This window comes from Curtobacterium sp. SP.BCo, from assembly GCF_051903265.1.
In the GTDB taxonomy this organism is placed as follows: domain Bacteria; phylum Actinomycetota; class Actinomycetes; order Actinomycetales; family Microbacteriaceae; genus Curtobacterium.
On sequence record NZ_CP194337.1, the window covers coordinates 962259 to 985781 of the forward strand.

Annotated in this window: 25 protein-coding genes; 16 read left to right on the forward strand and 9 right to left on the reverse strand. The window is 71.8% G+C overall.

Going from position 1 to position 23523, the window contains the following annotated elements:
* Positions 1 to 65 precede the first annotated feature (65 nt).
* The 3 genes from ACRQ4B_RS04685 (at position 66) to ACRQ4B_RS04695 (ending at position 3457) form a co-directional block, all read left to right on the forward strand.
* A complete protein-coding gene (locus tag ACRQ4B_RS04685) occupies positions 66 to 1025 on the forward strand; it encodes an alpha-ketoacid dehydrogenase subunit beta (RefSeq protein WP_439694352.1) in 960 nt (319 codons plus the stop codon).
* A 41-nt stretch (positions 1026 to 1066) separates the two neighbouring features.
* The gene (locus tag ACRQ4B_RS04690) at positions 1067 to 2665 is read left to right on the forward strand and encodes a dihydrolipoamide acetyltransferase family protein (RefSeq protein ID WP_439693533.1); all 1599 of its coding nucleotides are present in this window, start codon (positions 1067 to 1069) and stop codon (positions 2663 to 2665) included.
* A gap of 216 nt (positions 2666 to 2881) precedes the next feature.
* Positions 2882 to 3457 (forward strand): GNAT family N-acetyltransferase, encoded by a 576-nt coding sequence (locus ACRQ4B_RS04695; protein WP_439693534.1) that lies wholly within the window; start codon positions 2882 to 2884, stop codon positions 3455 to 3457.
* A gap of 21 nt (positions 3458 to 3478) precedes the next feature.
* Here the strand turns inward: ACRQ4B_RS04695 and ACRQ4B_RS04700 are convergent, their stop codons facing one another.
* The 4 genes from ACRQ4B_RS04700 to ACRQ4B_RS04715 all read right to left on the reverse strand — a co-directional run bounded on the left by ACRQ4B_RS04700 (position 3479) and on the right by ACRQ4B_RS04715 (position 8729).
* On the reverse strand, positions 3479 to 4759 hold the full coding sequence (locus tag ACRQ4B_RS04700; protein WP_439693535.1) for an alpha/beta hydrolase: 1281 nt from the start codon (positions 4757 to 4759) through the stop codon (positions 3479 to 3481).
* A complete protein-coding gene (locus tag ACRQ4B_RS04705; protein ID WP_439693536.1) occupies positions 4756 to 6783 on the reverse strand; it encodes a bifunctional lysylphosphatidylglycerol flippase/synthetase MprF in 2028 nt (675 codons plus the stop codon). Before ACRQ4B_RS04705 ends, ACRQ4B_RS04700 begins: the two co-directional genes overlap by 4 nt.
* 97 nt (positions 6784 to 6880) lie before the next feature.
* Positions 6881 to 8101: a sensor histidine kinase gene (locus ACRQ4B_RS04710; RefSeq protein WP_439693537.1), complete on the reverse strand. Its 1221-nt coding sequence runs from the start codon at positions 8099 to 8101 to the stop codon at positions 6881 to 6883.
* A complete protein-coding gene (locus tag ACRQ4B_RS04715) occupies positions 8094 to 8729 on the reverse strand; it encodes a response regulator (protein ID WP_439693538.1) in 636 nt (211 codons plus the stop codon). The genes ACRQ4B_RS04710 and ACRQ4B_RS04715 overlap by 8 nt, the downstream gene beginning before the upstream one ends.
* Positions 8730 to 8835: 106 nt before the next feature.
* Between ACRQ4B_RS04715 and ACRQ4B_RS04720 the strand changes: the two genes are divergently transcribed.
* A complete protein-coding gene (locus ACRQ4B_RS04720) occupies positions 8836 to 9576 on the forward strand; it encodes a GntR family transcriptional regulator (protein WP_439693539.1) in 741 nt (246 codons plus the stop codon).
* Between the two features lie 182 nt (positions 9577 to 9758).
* Here ACRQ4B_RS04720 and ACRQ4B_RS04725 read toward each other — a convergent pair whose 3' ends face one another.
* Together ACRQ4B_RS04725 and ACRQ4B_RS04730 are read right to left on the reverse strand one after the other, a co-directional pair.
* Positions 9759 to 10211, reverse strand: a complete 453-nt coding sequence (locus ACRQ4B_RS04725; protein WP_439693540.1) for a PTS sugar transporter subunit IIA — start codon at positions 10209 to 10211, stop codon at positions 9759 to 9761.
* Entirely contained in the window at positions 10208 to 10444 is a 237-nt protein-coding gene (locus tag ACRQ4B_RS04730; protein WP_069711960.1) for a PTS transporter subunit EIIB, read from the reverse strand. The genes ACRQ4B_RS04725 and ACRQ4B_RS04730 overlap by 4 nt, the downstream gene beginning before the upstream one ends.
* A gap of 178 nt (positions 10445 to 10622) precedes the next feature.
* Between ACRQ4B_RS04730 and ACRQ4B_RS04735 the strand changes: the two genes are divergently transcribed.
* On the forward strand, positions 10623 to 11888 hold the full coding sequence (locus ACRQ4B_RS04735) for a PTS transporter subunit EIIC (protein WP_439693541.1): 1266 nt from the start codon (positions 10623 to 10625) through the stop codon (positions 11886 to 11888).
* A 68-nt stretch (positions 11889 to 11956) separates the two neighbouring features.
* Here the strand turns inward: ACRQ4B_RS04735 and ACRQ4B_RS04740 are convergent, their stop codons facing one another.
* Positions 11957 to 12979 carry a CU044_5270 family protein gene (locus tag ACRQ4B_RS04740; RefSeq protein ID WP_439693542.1) on the reverse strand — a complete coding sequence of 341 codons (1023 nt, stop codon included), beginning with the start codon at positions 12977 to 12979 and terminating at the stop codon, positions 11957 to 11959.
* Positions 12969 to 13517, reverse strand: coding sequence for an RNA polymerase sigma factor (locus tag ACRQ4B_RS04745; RefSeq protein WP_439693543.1), 549 nt, complete (start codon positions 13515 to 13517; stop codon positions 12969 to 12971). The genes ACRQ4B_RS04740 and ACRQ4B_RS04745 overlap by 11 nt, the downstream gene beginning before the upstream one ends.
* Positions 13518 to 13624: 107 nt before the next feature.
* On the opposite strand from ACRQ4B_RS04745, the gene ACRQ4B_RS04750 reads away from it, so the two are divergent.
* From ACRQ4B_RS04750 to ACRQ4B_RS04800, 11 genes are all read left to right on the forward strand, one after another.
* A complete protein-coding gene (locus ACRQ4B_RS04750; RefSeq protein WP_439693544.1) occupies positions 13625 to 14536 on the forward strand; it encodes a metal ABC transporter solute-binding protein, Zn/Mn family in 912 nt (303 codons plus the stop codon).
* Positions 14537 to 14592: 56 nt separating this feature from the next.
* Complete coding sequence (locus tag ACRQ4B_RS04755; protein ID WP_439693545.1) at positions 14593 to 15408, forward strand: metal ABC transporter ATP-binding protein; 816 nt, start codon at positions 14593 to 14595, stop codon at positions 15406 to 15408.
* Entirely contained in the window at positions 15408 to 16355 is a 948-nt protein-coding gene (locus ACRQ4B_RS04760) for a metal ABC transporter permease (RefSeq protein ID WP_439693546.1), read from the forward strand. The genes ACRQ4B_RS04755 and ACRQ4B_RS04760 overlap by 1 nt, the downstream gene beginning before the upstream one ends.
* Positions 16352 to 16765 carry a Fur family transcriptional regulator gene (locus tag ACRQ4B_RS04765; protein ID WP_439693547.1) on the forward strand — a complete coding sequence of 138 codons (414 nt, stop codon included), beginning with the start codon at positions 16352 to 16354 and terminating at the stop codon, positions 16763 to 16765. The genes ACRQ4B_RS04760 and ACRQ4B_RS04765 overlap by 4 nt, the downstream gene beginning before the upstream one ends.
* A gap of 10 nt (positions 16766 to 16775) precedes the next feature.
* On the forward strand, positions 16776 to 17471 hold the full coding sequence (locus ACRQ4B_RS04770) for an alpha/beta fold hydrolase (protein WP_439693548.1): 696 nt from the start codon (positions 16776 to 16778) through the stop codon (positions 17469 to 17471).
* Positions 17472 to 17957: 486 nt separating this feature from the next.
* Complete coding sequence (gene rpmB, locus ACRQ4B_RS04775; protein ID WP_022903747.1) at positions 17958 to 18194, forward strand: 50S ribosomal protein L28; 237 nt, start codon at positions 17958 to 17960, stop codon at positions 18192 to 18194.
* Positions 18194 to 18364 (forward strand): 50S ribosomal protein L33, encoded by a 171-nt coding sequence (gene rpmG / locus ACRQ4B_RS04780; protein WP_022908193.1) that lies wholly within the window; start codon positions 18194 to 18196, stop codon positions 18362 to 18364. The genes rpmB and rpmG overlap by 1 nt, the downstream gene beginning before the upstream one ends.
* A gap of 2 nt (positions 18365 to 18366) precedes the next feature.
* Positions 18367 to 18672 carry a 30S ribosomal protein S14 gene (gene rpsN, locus ACRQ4B_RS04785; protein ID WP_022908192.1) on the forward strand — a complete coding sequence of 102 codons (306 nt, stop codon included), beginning with the start codon at positions 18367 to 18369 and terminating at the stop codon, positions 18670 to 18672.
* A gap of 287 nt (positions 18673 to 18959) precedes the next feature.
* A complete protein-coding gene (locus tag ACRQ4B_RS04790) occupies positions 18960 to 19247 on the forward strand; it encodes an HU family DNA-binding protein (protein WP_022903744.1) in 288 nt (95 codons plus the stop codon).
* A gap of 132 nt (positions 19248 to 19379) precedes the next feature.
* On the forward strand, positions 19380 to 21299 hold the full coding sequence (locus ACRQ4B_RS04795) for a cytochrome c oxidase assembly protein (protein ID WP_439693549.1): 1920 nt from the start codon (positions 19380 to 19382) through the stop codon (positions 21297 to 21299).
* Entirely contained in the window at positions 21296 to 22642 is a 1347-nt protein-coding gene (locus tag ACRQ4B_RS04800; RefSeq protein WP_439693550.1) for an ATP-dependent DNA helicase, read from the forward strand. The genes ACRQ4B_RS04795 and ACRQ4B_RS04800 overlap by 4 nt, the downstream gene beginning before the upstream one ends.
* Positions 22643 to 22794: 152 nt before the next feature.
* Here the strand turns inward: ACRQ4B_RS04800 and ACRQ4B_RS04805 are convergent, their stop codons facing one another.
* On the reverse strand, positions 22795 to 23247 hold the full coding sequence (locus ACRQ4B_RS04805) for a DUF4383 domain-containing protein (protein WP_439693551.1): 453 nt from the start codon (positions 23245 to 23247) through the stop codon (positions 22795 to 22797).
* Between the last annotated feature and the right edge of the window lie 276 nt (positions 23248 to 23523).

A 23523-nucleotide genomic window follows, 5' to 3' on the forward strand; every position in this document is an offset into this window, starting at 1 on the left:
ACTACACGCTGCGCTCCCACCCGGGCGCCGGCGAGGTCCCGAGCGACCCCACCCCGACGCTCCCGATGGCCAAGGCGCTCAACGCCGGGCTCGCCGCCGCGATGCAGGCGGACGACAAGGTCCTGCTGATGGGCGAGGACATCGGCCAGCTGGGCGGCGTCTTCCGCATCACCGAGGGCCTGCAGGACCGCTTCGGCGCGGAGCGTGTCCGCGACACCCCGCTCGCCGAGGCCGGCATCATCGGCACCGCGATCGGTCTTGCCCTGCGCGGGTACCGTCCGGTCGTCGAGATCCAGTTCGACGGGTTCGTCTGGCCGGGCTTCGACCAGATCACCTCGCAGCTCGCGAAGATGGCGAACCGCCTGCCGGCGCACATGTCGCTGCCGGTCGTCATCCGTATCCCCTACGGCGGCCACATCGGTGCCGTGGAGCACCACCAGGAGTCGCCGGAGGCCTACTTCGCGCACACCGCTGGGCTGCGCGTGGTGAGCCCGAGCACCCCGAACGACGCGTACTGGATGATCCAGGAGGCGATCGCCTCGAAGGACCCGGTCGTCTTCCTCGAGCCGAAGTCCCGCTACTGGCCGAAGGGTCAGGTGGACCTCGTCGACGGGCACGTGCCGATGCACACCACGCGCGTCGCACGCACCGGCACCGAGGTCACCCTCGTCGGGCACGGCGCGATGGTCGCCACGCTCATGCAGGCCGCCGAGCTCGCCGAGTCCGAGGGCACCAGCTGCGAGGTCATCGACCTCCGCTCGATCTCGCCGATCGACTGGGAGCCGCTGCTCGCGTCGGTCCGGAAGACCGGTCGCCTCGTCATCGCGCAGGAGGCCTCCGGTTTCGTGAGCGTCGGCAGCGAGATCGCTGCGACGGTCGCGGAGAAGGCCTTCTACACGATGCAGGCGCCGCCGCTGCGGGTGTCCGGGTTCGACATCCCGTTCCCGGTCTCGAAGCTGGAGCACCTGCACCTGCCGGACGCCGATCGCGTCCTCGAGGCCGTCGACCGCGCCCTCGCCTACTGATCCCCCTGACCGAGCTCGACCCGAACGCCGAAGGAGCCGACGTGGCCGCCGCCGAATTCCCCCTGCCCGACGTGGGCGAAGGCCTGACCGAGGCCGAGATCGTGCAGTGGCGCGTCGCGATCGGGGACGAGATCGCCGTCGACCAGGTGCTCGTCGAGATCGAGACCGCGAAGTCCCTGGTGGAGCTGCCGTCGCCGTTCGCCGGCACCGTCACGGGGCTGCTCGTGTCCGAGGGCGACACGGTCGAGGTCGGCAAGCCGATCATCCGCGTCGACTCCGATGCGTCGGTCGCGTCCGGCGCGCCGGTCACGTCGAGTCAGTCGGGAGGCGCGGCTCCGGTCGCCGAGAGCGTCCCGACCTCGCCGGACGTCCGTTCCACCCCGCCGGCACCGGCCGCGCCCGCGGCTCCGGTCGCGCAGGCCCCGGCGGCGCCCGCACCGGTCGCCGCGCCGGCACCCGCCGCGCCGGCGCCCACCACCGAACCGGCCGCAGTCGCCGCACCGGCACCGGCACCGGCACAGCCGGTCGCCGACGGTGCCGCCGTCGTCGGAACCGACGAGTCCTCCGGCGCCGTCCTCGTCGGCTACGGCTCGGCGACCTCGTCGCCGTCGCGCCGGAAGCCGGGCGCCCGTCGGGCCGCGGCCCTCGCGGCCGAGGCGAGCCGTGCCTCCAGTGCGGATGCAGCCGCAGCGGCGGAAGCCGCCACCGACCCCGGTGAGGAGCCCACCGCCGAGGCGATCACCGCCCTCGGGTCCGCCCCGCGCAAGCAGAGCACCGCGACCAACGTCCTCGCGAAGCCCCCGATCCGGAAGCTCGCGAAGGACCTCGGCGTCGAGCTGACCGCGATCGTGGCGACCGGCCTGGCGGGCGAGGTCACCCGCGACGACGTGATCCGGCACGCGAAGCAGGCCAGCGTCTTCCGCAACATCGAGACCCCGGAGTGGGGCGACGTCCGCAGCGAGACGATCCCGGTCAAGGGCGTCCGCAAGGCGATCGCGACCGCGATGACCACCTCGGCGTTCACGGCGCCGCACGTCTCGCTGTTCGTCGACGTCGACGCGACCCGCACGATGGAGTTCGTCAAGCGGCTGAAGTCCTCGCCGACGTTCGCCGGTGTCAAGGTCTCGCCGCTGCTCCTCGTCGCGAAGGCCGTGATCTGGGCCGTCCGCCGCAACCGTTCGGTGAACTCGACCTGGACCGACCGCGAGATCATCGTCCACCACTTCGTGAACCTCGGCATCGCCGCGGCGACCCCGCGGGGCCTCATCGTGCCGAACATCAAGGACGCGCAGGACATGTCCCTGTTCGAGCTCGCCCAGGCCCTCGAGCAGCTCACGCTGACCGCCCGCGACGGCAAGACCACCCCGGCGGAGATGGCGAACGGGACGGTGTCGATCACGAACATCGGCGTGTTCGGCATGGACACCGGGACGCCGATCCTCAACCCGGGCGAGGTCGCGATCGTCGCGATGGGCACGATCAAGCCGAAGCCGTGGGTCGTCGACGGTGAGGTCCGCTCGCGCATGGTGACGACGATCGGTGCGTCGTTCGACCACCGGGTCGTCGACGGGGACGTGGCGTCGCGCTTCGTGCACGACGTCGCGTCGGTGCTCGAGGAGCCGGCGCTGCTGCTCGACTGAGCGCGGGGCTCCGCACGGCTCGCGCCCGTTCGCGCGTTCAGGTTCGCGCGTTCGGGCTCGCGGTCGTCGCTTTGTGAGCAGGAATGGTCGGGTCGCCGCGCGCAACTCGACCATTTCTGCTCACGATGTGCATGACCCGTGCACGACCCGTGCACGACTCGCGCCCGTTCGCGCGCCGTTCACCCCGATGTCGGTGGGCGGCGGGATGATCGGAGCATGGTCCACCAGCTCCTGATGCCCCCGCAGGAGATCCGAACGGATCGCCTCCTGCTCACCCCGCTGACCCCCGCCGACATCGACGACGTGCACGGCGTCTTCTCCGACGCCCGCACGTGGACCCACCTGCCCGCCGGTCGGCACACGGTGCGGGCGTCGAGCGTCGACCTGGTGCAGCGCAAGATCGGTGGACGTGCCCGACACGGCCTCGGGTCGTGGGCGGTGCGCTCGGCGGCAGACCACGCGTTCCTCGGCGTCGGTGGGGTCGACATGACCGCGGCCGAGGTGTGGAACCTCGGGTACCGTCTCGCGCCGTCGGCGTGGGGGAACGGCTACGCGACGGAGATCGCGCACGCGGCCGTCCACGCTGCGCACGACGTCGCTCCCGAGGTTCCGGTCACCGGGCGGGTGCTGACGAACAACCCGGCCTCGGCCGCGGTCCTCGAGCGTGCCGGGCTGTCGCTCGTGTGGCAGGGCGCGACCTCCGCGGCGCTGCCGGACGGGGTCGAGCGTCAGGTCTGGGCCGACCGGGCGCTCACCCGGACGCAGCGCGCCTGGCTCGTCGCCAACGCCTGAGCGGCGGCGGCGCGGAAGGGATCAGCGGAGCGCGGCGAACAGTACGTCCGCCTCGTTCGCCAGTTCCGTGCGCAACGACCACTGCACGGTGTTCCAGTCGTGGCCGCTCCCCGGGGCGAACGCGATCGTGGTGTGCGCTCCGGCCTTCCGAGCGGCCGCCCCGAGCTCCCGGGCGTTCCGGCTGAACTCCTTGTCGGACGAGCCCGCCGTCAGCCAGACTGACCGGCCGCGGAGCCCGTGCTCCCGCATCTGTGCGATCGGTGCCGCGGCCTTCCACGCGCTGACGGAGCCGCCGAAGGCCTGGTCGGCGCTGTGCTTCGGGTCCTGGTCGATCGGCTGCAGTTCGCTGGAGATCGCGAGCGCCGCTCCGAAGTGGTCGGGGGCGCCGGTGATGAACTGCATCGCGCACGTCGCCCCCTGGGAGAACCCGACGAGGCCCCAGGCGCGCCGGTCCGGCGTCACCGGCAGGTGCTTCCCGAGCCACGCCGGGACGTCCTCGGTCACGTACGTCGCAGCGGCACCGAGCCGGGAGTCCACGCACATCGTGTTCCGCCCCGGCGCCGACAACTGGTCGACGGACACCACGATCGGGGCGCTGCCGTGGTGGGCTGCGGCGTAGGCGTCGAGCACGGTCCCCATCTGCCCGGCGGTGAACATGTCGCTCGGGGCGCCGGGCTGGCCGGCGAACGCGAGCACGACGGGGAGCGGCCCCGGGTCGGCGACGAGGGCCGCGGGCGGCAGGTACACGACCGCGGGGCGGGCCGGGAAGCCCGAGCGCGTGCCGGGGATCTCCACGGTGCGGACCTCACCGGCAGCCGGCATCGCCGGCGCGGGGGCGGCCGTCAGGTCGAGCTCCGGGTACGGGTCGGACTGCACGACGGTGCCGAGCGTCGGGTACTTGGCGAACTCGACGTTCACACCGAGCGCCGGGACGAGCAGGGCGGCGGGGACGAGCACGGCAGCGAGCACCCGACGCCAGCGGCCGCCCTGCACGATGCCGGTGACGGCCAACCCCAGGCCGGCCGCTGCGATGGCGATCCACATGCGGGTGACCGGACTGAGGGCCACCCCGAACACGTTGCGGACGTCGCTGAGCACCCAGCACACGACGAGCACCACGACGGCCGACCCACCGGCGACCGCTGCCCGGAGCCCGACGGACCGCCACGCGCGCCGGTCCCGCCACGACCGGACGACCGGCAGCAGCACGACGACCGCGAGGACCGCGAACGCGATGTCGATCGGGACCAGCTTCGACGGCGCCTGCAGCTGCGTGGCGAGCAGCCATTCGGTGGGACTCACGAGCGGGATGCTGCCACACCGCGGGCCGCCGCCGCGCCACGGTGCGCCTGCCGCAGCGCCCACAGGTGCTTCGGCCGGAGCCCCGGCACGTACGCGCTCGCCAGTGCCCGGGCGACCCGCGGCACGTGCAGGGGCGTGGGCACGACGATCCAGAGCGGTTCGTGCCGGGCGCCGAACTTCTCCTTGAACCGCTGAAGGGATCGGAAGCCGTACACCGGCTCCAGCACCCGTGCGATCAGGAGCGACCCGCGGGCGACCAGCGTCCGCGCTCCGGCGTGCGCGGCGAGCGGGGTGCCGGACAGGCTGATGGTGGTGAGGCCCGCCTCGCGGGCGCGGAGGGCGGTCCGGGCGATCAGGAACTCCATCACGCCGGGCATCCCGTCCTCGCCGCGGCGCATCACGTCGAGCGTGTACCCGGTCAGGGTGCCGTGCTCGTAGACGGGCAGCCAGCTCGTCACGGCGGTCACGTGGCCGTCCTCGGCGACGGCCAGCATCAGGCGCACGTCGGGGTCGTCGAGTTCGCGGAACCCGCCGAGCGTGAAGCCCATCTCGGGCAGGCGCCGGTCGGCGGCCCAGTGCGTGCAGATCGCCTCGACCTCGGCGCGCTGGCCGTCGTCGAGCGCGCAGAACGTCGTCCACTCGTCGCGGGTACCCTCGCGGTCGGCGCGGTTCGACGCGGTCCGGAGGTCCTGCCGCTTCTTGCCGCGCAGGTCGAACGTGGTGACGTCGAGCACCGACTCGACCCCCACGGGCAGCGCGGTCCAGCCCTCGGCCGCGAGGATCTCCCGCACCGGTTCGTGCACGCTCGTGAAGGCCGGCACCCAGCCGTTGCGCTCGCAGAACGCGGTGAACGCCGCCACCACGTCGGCACGGTCCGCCGCAGCGCACGCCGGGTCGGAGACGGTCAGCGCGACGTCCCCCCGCACGCGGTAGGCGACCGCGCCGAGTCCGCCGGGGTGGGTCCAGGTGGCGTTGCCGTGCCAGGTCCCCATGTGGCCGAGCGTGCCGGCGTCACCGTCACGGAGCATCCCGACGAGGTCGTCGCGGTGGGGTCCGGCCGCCCGGAAGCGGGCCCGCACCAGCCGGCCCCGGAGCGCCAGGACGGTGAGCAGGACGGCGGCGGGGACGAGCCACGCCCCGAGGAGCGTCACCTGCCACTCGAGTGCGTCGAGCCCGAGACCCTGCCACTGCAGGGAGTCGTCGTGCATCGGCTCGATGACGAAGACGTCGGCGAGCACGACGGTGAGCGTGACGAGCACGCCGGTCGCCAGGGCGATGCCGATCCGGCTGCCGCGCTGCACCAGCCAGGCGGCGCAGAGCAGCAGCACGCCGACCACGACGACCGAGCGGTCGCTCATCGCCGCGGCGAAGATGGAGAGGACGCCGTCCGGGTCCGGGACGACGAGCGTCACCAGGGTGCCGGCGCCGAGCGCGATGAGGGCGCTCACCACCGTCGTCCGCGCGCTGACCGTGTCGCGCGTGCTGCGCGGGTCCGGACGGGAGGCGCGGCGCACGACGAACGCGCCGGCTGCGGTCCCGAGCAGGGTCGCCAGGGCGCGGGCCAGGTCCGAACCGTGGCCGGCGAAGAGCACGAGGGTCAGCACCACGACCCAGAGCGCGACGCGGACCCGCCAGCGCCGCTGCATCGGCATCGCGGCCGAGGCGGCCCCGAGGAGCGCGGCTGCCACGGTCGACGGCGCGAAGAGCGGCTGGCCCACGGCGAACTCGGCGTGCGCCTCGCCGAACGCGGACCCGATCGTCACCGTCAACAGGGTCGCCCCCACCGCGAGCAGGGGCGCACCGACGCCGATGACGAGCGTCCGGAGCGAGCCGAGCGACCGTTCGGCCACCACGGTCGTCAGGATCACCGCGACGAGTGCCAGGCAGGCGACGGGCGGGTGGTGCGGGAAGTCGGGCTCGGCGTGCGCCATCCGGGCGGACACCGCGAACGCGACCGCCGTGAGGGTCACGACGACGGAGACCGGGAAGCGACGGAGTCGACCGAACAGTGCTGAAGGTGCCACGCTGTCGATCCCAGCGGATCCGGGACGCGGCGTCATCGCTCCAGGGCGTGAACCGCGGTGGCCGATCGGCCATCCGGGATGGCTCGCAGGATGACCCTCAGACGGTGCGCGCCGCCGGGACGTGCTCGACCGGGAGGCGCAGGTGCAGGGCGAAACCGTCGTCCGGCTGCGGACCGGACTCCATGCTGCCGCCGAGCAGCGACGCCCGCTCGCCGAGGCCGATCAGCCCGAGCCCGGACCCCGGCAGTTCCAGTCGTGCTGCCCGGGCGGGACCGTTCACGACGTCGACGAGCACGTGCCCGCCGTGGATCCGGCCGCTCACCCGCACGGTCGCGTCCGGGGCGTGCTTCCGGACGTTGGTCAGCCCCTCCTGGACGAAGCGGTACACGGCGCGCTGCAGCGGCTGCGCGAGGGTGTCGGGCAGGTCCACCGTGGTGCTGGTCTCGAGGCCGCTCTCGGCGACGAGCCGGGGCAGGTCGGCGAGCACCGGTTGCGGGGCGATCTCGCGGTCGGTGCCGCCGGACGCGCGGAGGACCTGCACCATCTCGCGCAGCTCCTGCAGCGTGACGACGCAGAGCTGCCGGATCGTCCGGGCGAACCCGCGCTCGGCCTCGTCACGCCCGGCCATCTGCATCGCCCCGGCCTGCACCGCGATGAGGGTGACCTGGTGCGAGACCACGTCGTGCATCTCCCGGGCCAGCAGCGCACGTTCGCGGGAGAGCGCGACCGCTGCCGCCTGGCGGCGTTCGTCCTCCTGCGCCCGTCGAGCGAGGTCGAGTTGTTCGGTGAGTCGCGCCCGGGTCTGCACGAGCAGCCCGACGGCGAGCGGCCCGAGGGCGAAGATCAGCGCGTAGACGACGGACACGACGATCTCGTCGAGGGTCTGCGGCGGTCCGACGAAGCCGCTGAACCCGACGAACTGCACCAGTGCGGCGAGGAGCATCAGCCACCGTCGGTCCGTGCGTTCCCCGAGCGTGAAGAGCGCGATCGAGGCCGCGACCACCGCGGACCCGACGAACAACCCGGGCACCGTCAGGGCGAACGCGAGCACCGGGAAGCGGCGGCGGAGCAGCAGTGCGGCGGCCGCGAGGAGCGAGAGCCAGGTCTCGACCGTGGTCGCACCCGAGATGTCGAGGACGGCGTCGGCGACGGCGGCCGCGACGAAGAACGCGTCGACCAGCCACCAGGGCGCCCGGTGGGTGCGCGTCCAGCGCAGGCCGACGTCGACGAGGCGGTCGAGCCTCCCGTCGGTCGCCCGCAGGACCCGACCGATGCGAGCGGCCGCTCCGGACGCACCGTCCGGCTGCTGCTCAGGCATCCAGCAGCCCCGCCTCGGCGGCGCGCAGCGCGAGCTGGACCCGGGTCGACACCCCGAACGCGACGAGCAGGGCGCGGACGTCCTCCTTGACGGTGCCGGTGCTGACCCCGAGGCGCACGCCGATGTCGGGGTTGCTCGCACCGTCGGCGACGAGCCGCAGGACCGCGTGCTCGCGGTCGGTGATCGACGCCGGTGCCTTGCCGGACGGACGCGCGGCGAAGAGCCGGGTCCGGTCCACGCCGGGTGCGAGGACGACACCGCCGCGGGCGAGGACGCGGACGTACTCGGCGAGGGCCTCCGGGTCGGTGTCCTTCAGCAGGAAGCCCGCGGCGCCGAACTCCATCGCCTGCCCGACGTACTCGTCGGTGTCGAACGTGGTGAGCATCGCGACCGCCGGTGGATCGGGCAGGGTCTGCAGCTCGCGGAGGACCTCGAGCCCGTTGATGCGCGGCATCCGGACGTCGAGCAGCACGACGTCGGGAGCGTGCGTCCGGATCACCTGCACGGCGTCGACGTCCCCGGTCGTGGCGACGACGTCGATGTCCGGCGCGGCGCCGAGGATGAGCTCGAAGCCGTAACGGACGAGCGTCTCGTCGTCGACGATCACCACGGTTGTCACGGGCGTCATCTTGTCATGCACGTTGGCGAACCGAAGTGGACTCGCTACTGTGATGGGAACTGGTCATGTCCGCGCATGACCACCCCGACGACCAGCGACGGAGCACGAGGGACGCATGACGAGCCGCATCACCGAGGGTGCCGAGCCCAAGCACCAGCAGCTGCGCCGCATCCTGCTCGACCTCGCCACCACCCGGCTCGCCCCCGGCGCCGCCATCCCGTCCGAACGCCAGCTCATCGCCGAGTACGGCGTCTCCCGCATCACCGTGCGCGAGGCCCTCGGGCAGCTCGTCAACGAGGGCTACCTCGAACGCGTGCGCGGCAAGGGCACCTTCGTGGCGCACCGACCCGTGCAGTCCACGCTGCACCTGGCGTCGTTCACCGAGGAGATGCGAGCGCTCGGGCACGTGCCCACCACGGTCGTGCTCGTCCGCGAGGAGCGCGTCCCCCCGGCGGACACCGTCGCCGCGCTCCGGCTCGGTGAGTCGGACACCGCGTACCACCTGAAGCGGCTCCGGATGGCGGACGGCGCACCGGTGTCGATCGACGACGCCTGGCTCTCCGCCGAGGCGTTCCCGGGGCTGCTCGACCACGACCTGTCCGGGTCCGTGTACTCGCTCGCCGCCGTCGAGTACGGCACGCCGATCGACCGCGCGCAGCAGACGGTGGCGGCGAAGCCCGCGGCGGACGACGTCGCGACGCTGCTCGGCACGAAGACCGGCGCGCCGGTGCTGGAGTTCGACCGGGTGTCGTACTCGGGGGACCGCCCGGTGGAGCACGCGCGCTCCTGGTACCGGTCGGACCGGTACCGGGTGCAGATGGAGGTCACGGCCTCGGCGGCGCCCGCGGTCGCGTAGCCGCGGTCGGCTGGGCCGCCGCTCGGCCGCCGAAGCTCGGCCCGGTGGACGGTTCCGCCCGCCCGCGCCCCGGATCCTGTCCGCGGGGCCGAGGCTCGGCCAGCACGCTGACGGCCTGGAGGCACGACTCGGCCCCGCCCGTCGGGTCACGACGAGCGGGGCCTGGGTCTCGTGCGCGCGGGCTACGCCTCGAAGAGCGTCTCGCCGTCGCGGACCGTCGTGCCGACGGTGTCCTGCGCGATGGAGTCCGGCGCGGAGCCGAGCACCACGACGGGGCAGATCGGGGAGTAGCCGGCGGCCGAGATCACCGAGGGGGTGAACCGGACGACGGGGTCCCCGGCGGTGACGGTGTCACCCTCGGTGGCGACGAGCTCGAACCCCTTGCCGGAGAGCTTCACGGTGTCGATGCCGACGTGCACGAGCACGTCGGTCCCCGCCGAGCCCTGCAGTGCGAACGCGTGCGGGTGCAGCTTCACGATCGTGCCGTCGACGGGTGCCACCGCGGTGACCGCCCCCTCGACGCCGGTCGGGTCCACCGCGACACCGGCGCCGACGAGCTGCCCGGCGAACACCGGGTCGGGCACGTCGGCGAGTGCGACGACCGGGCCCGCGAACGGGGTCCGGACGCTCGTCACAGTTCGTCCTGGATGTCCTGCGCGAGGTTGTCGGCGACCGTGCCGACGATGACCTGCCAGCCGGTGCCGCCACCGACGACGGCCTGCGCGCCGGCGGCCTGCAGGGCGGCCTTGTCGACGAGGTCGCCGTCCTCCACCTCGACGCGGAGGCGCGTGATGCAGCCCTCGACCTCCTCGATGTTGTCCACCCCGCCCAGCGCGGCGATGATGTCAGCGGCCTTGATGTCAGCCATCGGTTCCTCCTCGTTCAGGGTGTGAGCGCCAGGTTGACATGCGCCCGGTCTCGGTTCAGACTACGGAACTGGTCATGACCGGACAGGACCGGACCTGGTGGTACCGCCGAGGTTACCTGCGCTGGCTGCACGACTCAACTCACCCCGACAGCTCCACCCGATGACGAGAGGACTTCCGATGAGCACCACCACTGCCACGGACGTGCCGGAGAAGAAGAAGCCGAAGAAGCAGAGCAAGCTGTTCGCCCAGGCGCAGCGGCTCGGACGCAGCCTGCTGCTCCCGATCGCGGTCATGCCCGCGGCCGGCATCCTGCTCCGCATCGGTCAGCCCGACCTGCTCGGTGCGATCCCCGGATTCGGCCAGTGGGCCGGTGTCATCTCGGCAGCGGGCAGCGGTGTCTTCAACTGGCTGCCGCTGCTCTTCGCCGTCGGCATCGCGATCGGCTGGGCGAAGAAGTCCGACGGCACCACGGCACTCGCCGCCGTCGTCGGCTACATGGTCATGTACGAGGTGTGGAAGGTCATGTCGCCGATCGTCCTCGACGGTGTCAAGGACGCCAACGGTGGCCAGGCGATGATCAACTTCGGCGTCCTCGGTGGCATCGTGATGGGTCTCGTCTCGGCCGTGCTGTGGGAGAAGTTCCACCGGACGAAGATGCCCGACTTCCTCGGCTTCTTCTCCGGCCGTCGACTGGTCCCGATCCTGACCGCCGTCGCGGGACTGCTCATCGCCGTGGTGATGTCGTTCTTCTACCGCTACTTCGACATCGCGCTCACGGCCGCCGGCACCGCCGTCGCGGACAACGCCGTCATCGGTGGCGGCATCTTCGGGTTCGTCAACCGCATGCTCATCCCGATCGGGCTGCACCAGCTGCTCAACTTCTTCCCGTGGTTCCAGCTCGGCAGCTTCACCACCGGCGGCACGACCTACCACGGCGACATCGCGCGGTTCCTCGCGGGCGACCCGACCGCGGGCATCTTCCAGACCGGCTTCTTCCCGATCATGATGTTCGCGCTGCCGGCCGGTGCCCTGGCGATCTGGCGCAACGCCAAGCCGCAGAACCGCAAGCTCGTCGGCGGCATCATGCTCTCGGCCGCCCTCACGTCCTTCGTGACCGGCATCACCGAGCCCCTCGAGTACTCGTTCATGTTCGTGGCGTTCCCGCTGTACGTCATCCACGCGGTCCTCACGGGCACCTCACTCGCCCTCGTGAACGCGCTCGGGATCCACGACGGGTTCTCGTTCTCGGCCGGCGCGATCGACTTCGTCCTGAACTTCGGCAAGGCGGACGGGGCGATCTGGCTCATCCCGATCGGCCTCGGCTACGCGGTCGTGTACTACTTCCTGTTCAGTTTCGTGATCAAGAAGTGGAACCTCCGCACCCCCGGGCGTGAAGAGGACACGATCGCCGAGAACACGATCGAGGCGGCCACCAAGCCGTAGAACGCGAGTTCCTGACGGACGGGAGGCGCGGTGCCAGCCGGCACCGCGACTCCCGTCCGTTGCGTGGCTCAGGGGAGCCGGTCGACTCCGTCGACCGCGACGGTGACCGAGTCGACGACCGATCCGGCGGGGATACTGCCGATCCGACGGGTCTGGAGCGTCCGCTCGCCGAGGTAGGCGCCGGTCGCCGGATCGATGATGACCTCGCGGCGATCGCTGTCGCTGCGCCCCCCGAGGCCGATCGCCGTGCCGTGGCGGCCGTCGAGCGACGCCTGGTCGTCCGTGACGACGACGTCGGGCAGGCCGGCGATCGCCTCGTACACCGTCGCGCGGAGGTCGGCCGGCACCAGGCCGGTCCGGAGGAAGTCGCTCAGGGTGTCGAACACCTGCTCGGCGTCGCTCGCTCCTTCGGCCCGGGGCGCTGCCTCGATGCGTCGGACGAGCGCGTCGGGATCGCGCGGGAGCCCGGCGATGTCGGCGGGCGTCAGGGTGCCCTCCGGTGTGCCACCGAGCTCACCGTTGCCGAACGCCCCGCCGGCGGCCGTGCTCCGGACCGGGTCGTCGCGGTGTGCGGACGCGGCGTAGTCCTGCTGCGCGGCCCGTCGGGCGGCGCGTCCGCCGTAGATCGTGGTCGCGGGGTCGGACCAACTCTCCTGGGTCCAGGTACCGGTGATGTCACGCGGCACCCAGGTGACGGTCGTCGTCGGGGCCAGGTAGCCCTCGTCGTAGTGCTCGCCGTCCGAGGTGGCGTAGCCGAGCGCGAGTTCGCGGACGGTCACGCGCCGGAACGCGGTCGCGCTGCCGTGGTCGGCCGCGGCTGCGCGGGCGGCGTCGTGCAGGGTCGCGGCGGCGGCCGCCTCCGAGCCCGGGGTGTGCGTCAGGACGCCGGTGCCGACCAGGGTGCCCGCCGTGATCACGACCGCCGCGGCGATCAGGGCCGGCCGGTAGCGCGTCCGCCGCGTCCGCAGCGGGGCGTCCCCGTGCAGGGCGATCCGCTGCCGTGCGCGGTGCAGGGCGGCGTCGACCACCTCGGGCGGGAGGTCGTCGACCTCGGACCGGACGGCACGGAGGAGGGTGATGTCATCGGGCACGGGCTGCTCCGTTCAGGGGAGGGGTCGGTTCGGGGACGGCGCGGAGAGCGGCGCGTGCCCGGTTGAGTCGTGATCGCACGGTGCCGATCGGGACGCCGGTCGCGGCGGCGATCTGCTCGTACGTGAGTTCGGCCCAGGCGTGCAGCAGGACCGTGTCCCGCACGGCGGGGCGCATCCGGTCGAGTTCACGGATGACCGCCCGGACTGCGCGCTCCTGGTCGACGCGGTCGCCGGGGTCGGTGTCGAGGGTCTCCGGATCGGCCGCACGCGCCATGGCCCGGCGCCCTCGACGTTCCGAGCGCCAGTGCCGCCGCAGCAGGTTCGTCGCGATGCCGAACAACCACGGCACCGGGTCGCCACGGTCGGGGTCCCGGGCGTCCCAGCGGGTGAGCGCGACGACGAAGGTCTCGCCGAGGACGTCCTCGGCGGTCTGCAGGTCGGTGCGCCGCGCGAGGTAGAGCAGGATCCGACGGCCGTGCAGGTCGAAGAGCCGACCGAGTTCGGCCGCCGCGTCGGGTGGTGGATGGGTGTGGGTCACGATGGGTACTGCCCGGTCCTGCCGTCGGAGTTCCACAACGGTAGCCCTCCCGTTCCTCGTGAGGATGGTTTTGACAACCGTTATCAACAAGGCCTACGCTCGGAGCCATGCACAACCGTCTCCTCGCCCTGCCGCTCGTCGTCGGCGCCGCCGCGCTCGCCCTGACCGGCTGCGCGACCTCCTCCGCGTCGGGTGACGCCTCCGGCGACGGCACCGTCCGGGTCGTCGCCTCCACGAACGTCTACGGCTCCGTCGTCCAGGCGATCGGCGGCGACCACGTCTCCGTGACGAGCATCCTGAACGACCCCTCGCAGGACCCGCACTCGTTCGAGTCGAGCGCGAAGACCCAGCTCGCGGTGTCGAAGGCAGACCTGCTCATCGAGAACGGCGGGGGCTACGACGACTTCATGACCACGCTCGCCGACGCGTCAAGCACCAAGGCGGACACGATCAACGTCGTGAAGCTCTCCGGGTTGGACAAGGGCGGCGACGCCGAGTTCAACGAGCACGTGTTCTACAGCTACCCGACGATGGTCAAGCTCGTCGACGACGTCGCGAAGCACCTCGGCGAGCTCGACAGTGCCGACAAGAGCACCTTCACGAAGAACGCCGACGCACTCACGACGAAGCTCGAGGGGCTCGAGTCGCAGACCGCCGAGCTCAAGAAGACCCACGAGGGCGAGAAGGTCTCCTACACGGAGCCGGTGCCGGGGTACCTGTTCGACGCCATCGGGCTCGACAACGTCACGCCCGAGGCCTTCTCGGAGGCGATCGAGGAAGGCGACGACGTGCCGCCGTCCGCGCTCAACGACACCCTCAAGCTGTTCACCGGCAAGACGGTGAAGCTCCTCGCCTACAACGACCAGACCTCCAGCCCGGAGACCGAGCAGGTCAAGAAGGCTGCTGAGGACAACGGCATCCCGGTCGTCGGTGTCACCGAGACGCTCCCGAAGGGGGAGGATTACGTCTCGTGGCAGCAGGCGAACATCGACGCGATCACGGCGGCACTCACGAAGTGACCGCTGTCCAGACTCCTCCGCGAGCCGCCGCCCCCACCGGGAGCGGCGGCTCCGCCGTGCTCGCACTCCGGGACGCCGGACTGTCCTACGGTGCGCGCCGGCTCTGGTCGCACCTCGACCTCGACGTCGCGCCCGGGGAGTTCGTCGCCGTGCTCGGGCCGAACGGCGCCGGCAAGACCTCGCTCCTGCGCACGGTCCTCGGTCAGCAGCGGTTGACGAGCGGCACGATGTCGTTCCTCGGCCAGCCGGTCCGACGCGGACACCGGAAGATCGGGTACATCCCGCAGCAGCGGCTGATGGACGCCGGCACGCCGCTCCGTGCGCGCGACATGATCGCGCAGGGCGTCACCGGGTCCCGGTGGGGGATCGTCCCGGCCAGCCGTGCCGAGCGCGCCCGCGTCGACCGGATCCTCGACGAGGTCGGGGCGACGTCGTTCGCGGACGCACCGGTCGCCGAGCTGTCCGGCGGCGAGCAGCAGCGCACCCGGGTGGGGCAGGCCATCGCCGCCGACCCGGCGCTGCTCCTCTGCGACGAGCCGCTCATCTCGCTCGACCTCCGGCACCAGCGCGGCGTCACCGAGCTGATCGACCGGCAGCGCCGCCAGCAGGACGCCGCCGTGCTGTTCGTCACGCACGACGTGAACCCGATCCTCGACGTCGTCGACCGGGTGCTCTACATCGCCGGAGGTCGGTTCCGGATCGGCTCCCCGGACGAGGTCCTCCGCACCGACGTGCTGAGCGACCTGTACGGCACCCCCGTCGACGTCGTCCGGACCATGGGGCGGATCGTCATCGTCGGTGCGAACGACGCCCACGACCACCACTGCGACCCGGACCCGCACGCGCCGGCGCCGGACGAAGGGCGGATCTGATGGACGTCTGGTCGACGATCTTCTCCTTCCAGGACTACGGCGAGCTCGTCGTGCTCGTGCAGAACTCGATCTGGGCGGGCGCGGTGCTCGGCATCGTCGGCGGGCTCATCGGCCCGTTCGTGGTCGCCCGGAACATGCCCTTCGCGGTGCACGGCATCTCGGAGCTCTCCTTCGCGGGGGCGTCGGCGTCGCTGCTGCTCGGCGTCAACGTGGTCACGGGGTCCCTCGTGGGGTCGGTGATCGCGGCGCTGCTCATCGGGCTGCTCGGCTCGAAGGCTCGGGACCGGAACTCGATCATCGCGGTGCTGATGCCGTTCGGCCTCGGGCTCGGCATCCTCTGCCTGGCGCTCTACAAGGGGCGCGCGGCGAACAAGTTCGGGCTGCTCACCGGGCAGATCGTGTCGGTGGACAACCCGCAGCTGACGTTCCTCATCGTCATCGCGGCCATCGTGGTCGCGACGCTCCTGGTGATCTGGCGCCCGCTGATGTTCTCCTCCGTGGACCCCGACGTCGCCGCCGCAGCAGGTGTGCCGGTGCGGACGCTGGCGATCGTGTTCATGCTCGCGCTGGGCCTGGCGACGGCCGTGTCGGTGCAGATCGTGGGCGCGCTCCTCGTGCTCTCCCTGCTCGTCACCCCGGCGGCGGCTGCCCTGCGCCTCAGCTCGCACCCGGTCGTCGTGCCGATCCTGTCGACGGTGTTCGCCGTCGTGTCGGTGGTCGGCGGCATCCTGCTCGCCCTCGGCGGCGGGTTGCCGATCAGCCCCTACGTCACGACGATCTCGTTCGTCATCTGGGTCGTCTGCCGGATCGTCGGCGCACGCAAGGACAAGCGCGGCCGCGACCGGATCGTGGGCCGTGACGACCGTGGCGGGGCCGAGCCGCGCCTCCCGGCCGGATCGCAGCACGCGTCGACCGACGCGAGCCGCAAGGAAGGAGTCACCGCATGAACGCCGTGCAGAAGCCGAAGCGGAACACCTGGCAGCGTGAGGCGGTGCGCACCGCACTGTCGAGCACCGAGGGGTTCGTCAGCGCGCAGGCGCTCCACCAGCACCTGCGGGACGACGGGTCCACGATCGGGCTGGCGACCGTCTACCGGGCGCTCGCCGACCTGGCGACCGAGGGCGACGCGGACTCGCTGCAGCAGGACGGCGAGTCGCTGTACCGGGCGTGCACGACCGACACGCACCACCACCACCTCATCTGCCGGAACTGCGGCCGCACCGTCGAGATCGAGGCGGACCCGGTCGAACGGTGGGCGCAGGAGGTCGCGGCGGCGAACGGCTTCACGAACGCCAGCCACGTGGTCGACATCTTCGGCGAGTGCGCCGCCTGCACCGCGGCCCGCACCGGCGCGTAGTCTCCGCGTCATGCACGTCATCCTGGTGCCCGGCTTCTGGCTCGACGCGAGTGCCTGGGACGAGGTCGCTCCCGTGCTCCGTGCGGCAGGTCACTCGGTCGAGGCGGTGACCCGCGACGGCGACACCCTCGACGAGCAGGTCGCCGCCCTCGTCGAGAAGCTCGACGACGTCGCGACCCCGTCCGAGCCGGTGGTGCTCGCCGGGCACTCCGGCGCCGGGCCGATCGCCTACATGGCAGCCGACCAGCGGCCCTCGCTCGTCGCGCACCTGCTCTACGTCGACACGTTCCCCGGCCCCGAGGGCGGCTGCGTCAACGACGAGCTGCCCGTGGTCGACGGCGTCGTGCCGCTGCCGTCGTGGGACGTCTGGGAGCCGGCGACCGTGCGGGGGATGACCCCGGCGGTGCGGGAGGCCTTCGAGCACCGCGCGATCCCGGAGCCCGCGGCGGTGCCCTCGGACCGGTTCCACTACTCGGACGCTGCACGGCACACGATCCCGGCGACGGTCATCACGTGCGAGATCCCGGCGACGGACCTGGCGACGATGGTGGCCGACCACCAGACCTGGGCGGCGGAGCTCGTGGCGACCGAGGAGCTCTCGATCGTCGGGCTCGAGACGGGGCACTGGCCGATGTTCACGGCGCCGCAGGAGCTCGGCGAGCTCATGGTGCAGGCGCTCGCGCCCGCGCCGACCGACGCGCCGTAGCGGGTCGCGGTGCGTGAGCCGCGCCCGCTGCGGGGTCGCGTGCGCCGCGGGCGCTATGGTCGCTGCGGGTCGCGGTTGGTCGCACGACGTGCCGTCCGCGTGCCGCGGTGGTCGCAGAAGGTGTCGCTCGCGCGAGAGGTGAGCGGCATGTCCCGCGACCACGACCGGAACGGCGGTCCGCCCGCCGGGGCCGCCCCGCGCCTCCAGGCCTGGAGGCCCGGCTTGCGACACGCCCGGTCGTCGCGTAATGTGGACCCCTGGTTCTCCGCGTCCGCGCGGCGGACCCAGTTGTTCCAAGCCCTCCGACCGTCGCGTACGCCGCGGTCGCGCGGTGCTCACGGTCCCTTCGACAGGGTCCGCGGGTCTGGGCGGTGCGCACAACCCCCTCGCAGACAGCCCGGTCCCGGACCGAGCGACAGCGCGTGCGCGCCAGGCAAGTGACCTTGGGTGCGGCCGTCCGGTCGCACGGTACCTCAGGAGGAAACCATGGCAGCAGTGTGCCAGGTGACCGGAGCCACCCCCGGCTTCGGACACAACATCTCGCACTCGCACCGCCGGACGAAGCGCCGCTTCGACCCGAACGTGCAGAAGAAGACGTACTACGTGCCCTCGCTTCGTCGTAACGTCACGCTCACGCTCAGCGCTAAGGGCATCAAGGTGATCGACGCACGCGGCATCGAGTCCGTCGTCAAGGATCTCCTCGCCCGTGGGGAGAAGATCTGATGGCCAAGAAGGGTCAGGACGTTCGTCCGATCATCAAGCTCCGCTCCACGGCGGGCACCGGGTTCACCTACGTGACCAAGAAGAACCGTCGCAACAACCCGGACCGTCTCGTGCTCAAGAAGTACGACCCGGTGATCCGCAAGCACGTCGACTTCCGTGAGGAGCGCTAAGCATGGCGAAGAAGAGCAAGATCGCGAAGAACAACCAGCGTGCCGAGATCATCGCGCGCTACGCCGAGCGTCGTCTCGAGCTGAAGAAGGCCCTCGTGGACCCGAACGGCACCGACGAGTCGCGTGAGGCCGCCCGTGTCGGTCTGCAGAAGCTCCCGCGCGACGCGTCGCCGGTGCGCTACCGCAACCGCGACGCCATCGACGGCCGCCCCCGTGGGCACCTCGGTGAGTTCGGCATCAGCCGTGTCCGCTTCCGCGACATGGCCCACCGTGGCGAGCTGCCGGGCATCACGAAGAGCTCCTGGTAAGCACCAGCTCCCGCGAACGCCCCGTCACCCCAGTGGTGGCGGGGCGTTCGCCGTTGCGCGTCCGTTTCGGGGGACATCTTCGTCACATCGGTCACATCAGCCCCGCTGGTACCCCGAGAAGCCCGGAAATCCGGGCGAGTCGGCAGGTTTCGTCCCTGGTGGCTGGTACGTTCGACTCCGGTTCCGCCGGGCAGCTCGCCTGCGGTCCCGAAGCACGGGGCACCCGCTCCGGGCGCCGGGCGAGAAGTCGTCCGACCGATACTGCAAGAAGTCCGAGGAGGACATCCATGGCTGACAAGTCACTGAACCGCACCGAGCTCGTCGCTGCCGTCGCGCAGGAGTCCGGCCAGAGCCAGGCCACCGTCAACGGCGTCGTCGACGCGCTCTTCTCCGTCGTCTCGAGCTCGGTTGCCGACGGCACCAAGGTCACGATCCCCGGCTGGATCGCCTTCGAGAAGACGCACCGCGCCGCGCGCACCGGCCGCAACCCGCAGACGGGCGAGGCCATCGAGATCGCCGCGAGCGACTCGGTCAAGGTCAGCGCCGGCTCGAAGCTCAAGGCTGCGGTCAAGTAAGACCTCTGCACCACACGGAAGGGACGGCTGCGGCCGTCCCTTCCGTCGTTCCCGGCCAGGAGGAACGGATCGCCGTCCACAGCTCGGCCCGCTCGATTCCGTGGCCGGCCGGGCAGCGCCTAGGCTTGACGGGTGAACCGGATCGCGCGCATCGCCGGCCCCGCCGTGTTGCTGCTCGTCGGGTTCGTGTCCCTCCTCGTCGCGCTCGTCGTCGGGGGCGGGGCGGACGCGGCCCTCATCGCGGACCCGGGCACCGCCGTCCGGTTCGGCCTGCCGATCGCCCGGCTCGTCGTCGACCTGTCCGCCGCGGTGACCATCGGCGGTCTGGCGCTGGCCACCGTCGGCCTCTCGCGCAGCGCGCCGGAGTGGGACCGCGCGATCGACGTCGCCGCCGGGGCCGCGGGGGTCTGGACGGTGTCCTCTGCCGTCGCGACGTTCTGGACGTTCCTCAGCGTCGCCGGCTCGAAGGTGAGCCTCGACGAGCAGTTCGGACAGTCGATGGGGGTGTTCCTCACCGGCACGGACCTCGGGCTCGCCTGGCTCGTCACCGTCCTCGTCGCAGCGGCCGTCACGGTGTTGTGCTTCGCGGTGCGGTCCCGGGGCATGGTGGCGCTGACCGCCGGTGTCTCGATGATCGGGCTGATCCCGTTGACGCAGCAGGGGCACGCCGCCGGGACGGCCAGCCACGACGCCGCGGTCACCGCGCTCGGGCTGCACCTGGTCGGCGCAGCGCTCTGGGTCGGCGGGCTCGTGATGCTCGTGCTGCTCCGGCCCGTGCTCCGCAGCGGCCGCCTTGCCGTGGTCGTCGGCCGGTACTCGAGCATCGCGCTCGGCTGCTTCGTGCTCGTCGCCGTGTCCGGGGTCGCCTCCGCGCAGATCCGGGTCGGGGCGCTCTCGAACCTGTTCACCCCGTACGGCGTCCTCGTGCTCGTCAAGATCGCCGCGATCATCGCGCTCGGCGTCCTCGGTGGCGTGCAGCGGCGTCACGCGATCCGGTCGCTCACCACGTCCCCCGGGCGTCGGCGGCCGTTCTGGACCCTGATCGTGCTGGAGCTCGCCGTGATGGGCGTCGCGAGCGGGTTCGCAGCCGCGCTCGGTCGCACCGCCACCCCGTCCGACCAGATCGCGCTGAGCAAGACCACGAACCCGTCGCCGGCCGAGCTGCTCACGGACGACACGCTGCCGCACGCGCCAGGGGCCTGGGGGTGGCTGACGGCGTGGAACATCGACCTGTTCTGGCTGATGGCCGCCGTGCTCCTCGCCACGACCTACGCCGCGGGGGTGGTCCGACTGCACCGCCGCGGTGTGCGGTGGCCGGTCACCCGGTCGCTGGCCGCGGGCATCGCCCTCGTGTCCGTGGTCGTCGCCACCTCGGGTTCCCTGCACACCTACGACCGGTTCCTGGTCTCCGCGAACGTCGGTGCCCACCTGGTGCTCGGGTTGGTCGTCCCCGCGCTGCTCTGGGCTGCGGCGCCGGTGCAGCTGGTCCGTGCCGCCGTGCACCCGCGGGACGACGACAGCACCGGCGTCCGCGAGTGGACGGGCGTCCTGCTCGACAACGCCGCCGTCCGGTACCTGGTGCAGCCGTTCCCGGCGTTCGTGCTGCTGGCGGCGGTGTGGTGGGCGCTCTACGCGACCGACGCCGTCCGGTGGTCCGTGAGCGACCCCACCGGACGCACGGTGATCGACGTCGTGTTCCTGCTGGTCGGGCTCCTCGCCGTGCCGACCCTGCTCACGCCGGTCGCCGCCGGGGCGCATCGGGCGTCGATGCCCGCGGCGCTCGTGCGGATCGCCGGCGCGGTCGTCGTCGCGGCCGGGCTGGTCTCCCTCGGGATCGCGATGCGCGGGCCGCTCGGGCTCCTGCAGGCGTCCTGGTTCGGGGCGATGGGGCGCACGTGGGGGCCGGACCCGATCGTCGACCAGGCGCGTGCCGGCGTCCTGCTCGTGGTGGCCGGTGTCGTCGTCCTGGTGGTCGTCGCCGCCGTGGTGCTCGTCCGCGTGCGGCGAGCGTCCGGGGCACCGCGCACCGACGACGTGATGGCCGTCCGATGAGCGTCGAACTGAGCGCCGAGCAGCGGGCCGTCTTCGAGTACATCGAGCACACCCGCGACCACGTGTTCATCACCGGTCGTGCGGGGACGGGGAAGTCGACGCTCCTCAACCACCTGTCGTGGAACACCGAGAAGCAGGTCGTCATCTGCGCCCCGACCGGTGTCGCGGCGCTGAACGTCGGCGGCCAGACCATCCACTCGCTGTTCCGACTGCCGATCGGCCTGATCGCCGACGCCGAGCTCCGGCAGAGCCCGGACACCCGCAAGCTCCTCAACACCATCGACACCCTCGTGATCGACGAGGTCTCGATGGTCAACGCCGACCTGCTCGACGCCATGGACCGCTCGTTGCGGAAGGCCCGCGGTCGGCAGTTCGAGGCCTTCGGGGGCGTGCAGGTCGTCATGTTCGGCGACCCGTACCAGCTGCCGCCCGTCCCGGGTGACGGCGACGAACGGGCGTACTTCACCGACCACTACCGGTCCATGTGGTTCTTCGACGCCAAGGTGTGGCTCGAGGCCGAGCTCAACATCATCGAACTCGCCACCGTGCACCGGCAGCGGGACGACGCCTTCGCCGCGATGCTCACGGCCGTGCGGCACGGTCGGGTGACGGCCGACGTCGCCGGCCAGTTGAACGCCGCCGGGGCACGACCCGCGCCCGACGACGCGATCACCCTGGCGACGCGCAACGACACCGTCTCCCGCATCAACAAGGCCGCCCTCGACCGGCTGCCGGGCAAGGTGAAGACCGCGAAGGCGGACGTGAACGGCGACTTCGGCGGGCGGAACTTCCCCGCGGACGAAGCGCTCGAGCTGAAGCCGGGGGCGCACGTGATGTTCCTGCGCAACGACCCCGACCAGCGCTGGGTGAACGGCACCCTCGGCATCGTGCAGACGATCCGGGACACCGTGTGGGTCGACGTCGACGGGGAGTCCTTCGAGGTGCAGCCGTCGGTGTGGGAGAAGTTCAAGTACTCCTACGACCCGGACAAGAAGGAACTCAAGAAGGACACCGTCGGGGAGTTCCAGCAGTTCCCGCTGCGCCTGGCCTGGGCGGTGACGATCCACAAGTCACAGGGCAGCACGTACGACCGGGCCGTCGTCGACCTCGGCAACCGGGTGTTCAGCGCGGGCCAGACCTACGTCGCGTTGTCGCGGCTGACGTCGCTCGAGGGGCTGTACCTGACGCGGCCACTGCGACCGCAGGACATCATCGTGGACCTCGACGTCCGGCGCTTCATGTCCGAGGCGCCCCGGGTCGTGGCGACCGAGCTCGAGGCGGCGCGCTCCGCCGAGGCTCCGGCCGACGCCGACGCCGACGCCGACGGCTCCGACGAGGACTGACCCCGACGCGGACTGACCCGCGGACGAGGACCGACCCGCGGACGAGGACCGACCCGCGGACGAGGACCGACCCGCGGACGAGGACCGACCCGCGGACGACGACACCCCGCCGGCCACGGGGCCGACGGGGTGTCGAGGACGGAGCGTGCGCGTCAGGCGCGTGCGGCAGGTGCCCGCAGCGCGCGGATGTTCTCCTTGTCGGCGCCGAACGCGGTCAGCAGCAGGATGACCCCGACGATCGCGTGGAAGACGTTGTCCGTGGTGTTGAGGGCGAAGACGTTGGCCGAGGTGTTCACGAACACGAAGCCGTAGACCGCGACCACGACGAGGACGGCGCCGACGAGGATGTTCGCGTTGCGGGACCCGATCGTGTTGCCGAGTCCGACGATGAAGAGCACCGCTGCGAGCAGGACCCACAGGAGTGCGAGCGCCGGGTTCACGCCGAAGGCGTTCCAGAGCATGCCGCCCTTGCGGCTGAAGAAGCCCGGGTCGCCATCGGCCGCGAAGAAGAAGCCGAGGATGCCCCAGACGAACAGGACCGTGCCGACGGTCAGCGCGAGACCCCGGTTCGGCGAAGCGGTGATGCTCGGTTCCTTGATGGCCACTTCGGTTTCCTCCTCGTACGCAGCCGACACGGTGTGCGTCGGTCCGGCGGTGCGCGCCGGTGCCGTCACCCGCGCGAGCCCGATCGGTGCGTTCCCAGGCTCCGACCGGCGGTCCAACGGTATCGTGTCGGACCCCGAGCCTCCGAATCGCACGCGCGTCACCAGGCGCGTGACGAGGCCCACGACCAGCACCCCGAGGAGGACCAGTCCGGTGACTCGAACGCCCGAACGCAACGCACCGGAGTCGCGTGGACCGAGCGTCTCGCGGCGGGTGCG

Coding starts and splice junctions, on each gene's coding strand:
- ACRQ4B_RS04720 (WP_439693539.1), top strand. CDS start 8,836: ATGACGAGCCGCATCACCGAGGGTGCCGAGCCCAAGCACCAGCAGCTG.
- ACRQ4B_RS04685 (WP_439694352.1), top strand. CDS start 66: ATGGCCAAGGCGCTCAACGCCGGGCTCGCCGCCGCGATGCAGGCGGAC.
- ACRQ4B_RS04765 (WP_439693547.1), top strand. CDS start 16,352: ATGAACGCCGTGCAGAAGCCGAAGCGGAACACCTGGCAGCGTGAGGCG.
- ACRQ4B_RS04710 (WP_439693537.1), bottom strand. CDS start 8,101: ATGCCTGAGCAGCAGCCGGACGGTGCGTCCGGAGCGGCCGCTCGCATC.
- ACRQ4B_RS04735 (WP_439693541.1), top strand. CDS start 10,623: ATGAGCACCACCACTGCCACGGACGTGCCGGAGAAGAAGAAGCCGAAG.
- ACRQ4B_RS04715 (WP_439693538.1), bottom strand. CDS start 8,729: ATGACGCCCGTGACAACCGTGGTGATCGTCGACGACGAGACGCTCGTC.
- ACRQ4B_RS04770 (WP_439693548.1), top strand. CDS start 16,776: ATGCACGTCATCCTGGTGCCCGGCTTCTGGCTCGACGCGAGTGCCTGG.
- ACRQ4B_RS04695 (WP_439693534.1), top strand. CDS start 2,882: ATGGTCCACCAGCTCCTGATGCCCCCGCAGGAGATCCGAACGGATCGC.
- ACRQ4B_RS04800 (WP_439693550.1), top strand. CDS start 21,296: ATGAGCGTCGAACTGAGCGCCGAGCAGCGGGCCGTCTTCGAGTACATC.
- rpmB (WP_022903747.1), top strand. CDS start 17,958: ATGGCAGCAGTGTGCCAGGTGACCGGAGCCACCCCCGGCTTCGGACAC.
- rpmG (WP_022908193.1), top strand. CDS start 18,194: ATGGCCAAGAAGGGTCAGGACGTTCGTCCGATCATCAAGCTCCGCTCC.
- ACRQ4B_RS04760 (WP_439693546.1), top strand. CDS start 15,408: ATGGACGTCTGGTCGACGATCTTCTCCTTCCAGGACTACGGCGAGCTC.
- rpsN (WP_022908192.1), top strand. CDS start 18,367: ATGGCGAAGAAGAGCAAGATCGCGAAGAACAACCAGCGTGCCGAGATC.
- ACRQ4B_RS04730 (WP_069711960.1), bottom strand. CDS start 10,444: ATGGCTGACATCAAGGCCGCTGACATCATCGCCGCGCTGGGCGGGGTG.
- ACRQ4B_RS04790 (WP_022903744.1), top strand. CDS start 18,960: ATGGCTGACAAGTCACTGAACCGCACCGAGCTCGTCGCTGCCGTCGCG.
- ACRQ4B_RS04750 (WP_439693544.1), top strand. CDS start 13,625: ATGCACAACCGTCTCCTCGCCCTGCCGCTCGTCGTCGGCGCCGCCGCG.